Consider the following 2,607-nt stretch of genomic DNA (forward strand, 5'->3'; position numbering starts at 1 on the left):
GCCAGGACCGGTGCGGGGATCTTGAGCAGGGTGCCGTCGGCCAGCGCCAGCGACGCGCCCGCGGCGCCCCGGGTGACGGCGACCGCCCCGGCCTTCAGCTCCTCCCGGATGGCGCGGGCGGCGCGGTCGGCGCCGGGGAACGCACCGGGGCACAGCCGCCTGGCCTCGGCCTCGCTGGGGGTGATGAGCGCGCATCCCTCGGGCGGCCGGCCGCCTCTCGGGTGCGGGTCCCACACGACGGGCGCCGCGCAGCCGCGCAGCAGCTCCCGCGCCACCGCGGCGACGCCCCGCCCGTAGTCGGCCACCAGCACCGCCCCCGCCGCCGCGACCGCCTCCACGGTCCGCGCGTGGCCCCCCGCGCCCCCGTCCCACCGGCCGGCGGGCGGGGCCGCGACGCCGTCGCCGGTGTCCAGGCGCAGGAGCGTCTGGCCGCCCGCCCTGACGCGGGTCTTGCGCACGGTCCCGCCCCGCAGGGGCAGCCGTACCAGCTCCACCTCCGCCGACAGCAGCCCGCACAGGCGGCGCCCCGCCGGGTCGTCGCCGATCGCGGTGATCAGCACCACGTCGGCGCCCTCCCGGGCGGCGAGCAGCGCCGCCAGCCCCGCCCCGCCGGGCCGGGCGTGCTCGGCGGCCACGTCGACCACGGGAACCGGCGCGTCCGGGCAGAGCCGCTCTGCCTCGCCCTCGACGTCCACGTCGAGAAAGGCGTCGCCGATCACGACGAGCGGGCCGGCGGCCGCGTCCGGCCGCCCCGGGACCTCCCCGTCCGGCCCGGGACCGCTCACAGGGCCTCCTCCACCGCGTCGCAGAGCATGTGGATCAGGGCCAGGTGGACCTCCTGCACCGTGGACGTCTCGTCCGCCGGCACGGCCACGACGTCGTCGCACAGGTCGGCGAGCGGGTTCGGCGCGGGGCCGGTGAGCGCCCACGACAGGATGCCGCGCTCCTGGGCGGCCCGCGCCGCGGCCAGCACGTTGGCGCTGCCGCCGCTGGTCGACAGGCAGATCAGCACGTCACCCGGCCGGCCGTGCGCCTGCACCTGGCGGGCGTAGACCTCCTCGGCGCCGAAGTCGTTGGCGATCGCGGTGAGCGAGGAGGTGTCGGCGTGCAGCGGGATCGCCGCGTACGCGGGCCGGTCTGCCCTGAACCTGCCGACCAGCTCGGCCGTCAGGTGCTGGGCCTCGGCGGCCGACCCGCCGTTGCCGCAGGCGAGCAGCCTGCCGCCGGCCGTGAGCACGCCGCCCAGCTTGCCGCCCCAGGCGCGGATCGTGACGGCGTGGTCGTCGACCCTGCTCAGGGCCGTGCGGAGCTTCTCCAGGTGCGCGTCCATCGTCATCCCCCCAACGCGGCGAGCCGGGTCGGCTGCCCGTCGATCACCTGCGTGTAGACGGCCTCGGTCTGTTCGGCGACGCGCGGCCAGCCGTAGCGTTCGCGGGCGCGGCGGGCGCCGGCCCTGCTCAGCTCACGGCGTCTGGCCGGGTCGTCGAGCACCTCCCGCAGCGCCCTGGCGAGCGCTCGCGGCCTGCGCGGCGGCACCAGCAGCCCGCAGCCGGCCACCGTGTCCAGGTGGCCGCCGACCGCCGACGCCACGACCGGCAGGCCGCACGCCATCGCCTCCACCGGCACCAGCCCGAACGGCTCGTACCAGGGCACGGTGACCAGCACGTCGGCGGCGCGCATCAGCGCCGGGACGCGCTCGCGGGGCACGCTGCCGATCACGTGCACCCGGTCCTGGAGCCCGTAGCCGCGCGCCAGCTCGCGCAGCCGCACCGCCTCCTCGTCACCGGCCCGCCCGCCGGCCACCACCAGTTCGGCGCCGGGCAGCCGGCGCAGCGCGGCGATCACCGTGTCGACGCCCTTGCGCGGCACCATCCGGCCGATGCTCAGGATCATCGGCCCGTCCGTGCGCGGCGCGACGGGCCCGTCGGGGCGGAACCGGTCGAGGTCGACGCCGCACGGGACGACCGAGATCCGCCGCTCGGGCACGCCCATGGCGACCAGTTCCTCGACCTCGTCGCCGCAGGTCGCCAGCACCGCGTCGGCGCGGCGGCCGATCTCGCGCTCGGTGGCCCGCCGGTGGGCGGGGCTGGTGTCGGCCTCGCCCTGCCAGCGCCGCTTCACGGTGCCGAGCGCGTGGAACGTCTGCACCACGGGGACGCGGCCCGCCGCCCGCAGCGCCGCCTGCCCGCTCATCCAGAAGTGAGCGTGGATCACGTCGGGGGAGCGCAGCGCCCAGTCGGCGGCCAGCCGCTCGGTGAACTCCGGCATGTACGGGGGAAGCTCGTCCTTGGGCACCGGCGCCGCGGGGCCCGCCGGCACGTAGGCGACGGTGACGCCGGGCGAGACCCGCACCGACCTCGGCTGGCCGGGGTGGGAGCGCCGGGTGTGCACGACCACCGAGTGGCCGCGCGCGGCCAGCGCCGTGGCCAGGGACGCCACGTACACGTTCTGGCCGCCGGCGTCGACGCCGCCGATGGCGGCGAGAGGGTCGGCGTGTTCCGAGACGAGATCGATCTTCACTGCGTCAGCTCCCTCACTGCCTTGACCACCTGCTCACTGGCTACCTGCGACAGGCACGGGTGCCCGGGCACCGGGCAGGTGCGCGCC

General features: G+C 77.6%; 2 protein-coding genes and 1 pseudogene. All 3 read right to left on the bottom strand.

Annotated features, from left to right (window positions below; all coding sequences use genetic code 11):
* Nucleotides 1-785 (bottom strand): annotated as a pseudogene (locus OUY22_RS36445) (hypothetical protein); the annotation flags it as partial.
* On the bottom strand, nt 782-1,330 hold the full coding sequence (locus OUY22_RS36450) for a D-sedoheptulose-7-phosphate isomerase (protein ID WP_270159881.1): 549 nt from the start codon (nt 1,328-1,330) through the stop codon (nt 782-784). The gene OUY22_RS36450 and the pseudogene OUY22_RS36445, both read right to left, overlap by 4 nt.
* A 2-nt stretch (nt 1,331-1,332) precedes the next feature.
* The gene (locus tag OUY22_RS36455) at nt 1,333-2,520 is read right to left on the bottom strand and encodes a glycosyltransferase (protein WP_270159880.1); all 1,188 of its coding nucleotides are present in this window, start codon (nt 2,518-2,520) and stop codon (nt 1,333-1,335) included.
* Nucleotides 2,521-2,607: the final 87 nt, after the last annotated feature.

Source organism: Nonomuraea corallina, from assembly GCF_027620315.1.
Taxonomy (GTDB): domain Bacteria; phylum Actinomycetota; class Actinomycetes; order Streptosporangiales; family Streptosporangiaceae; genus Nonomuraea; species Nonomuraea corallina.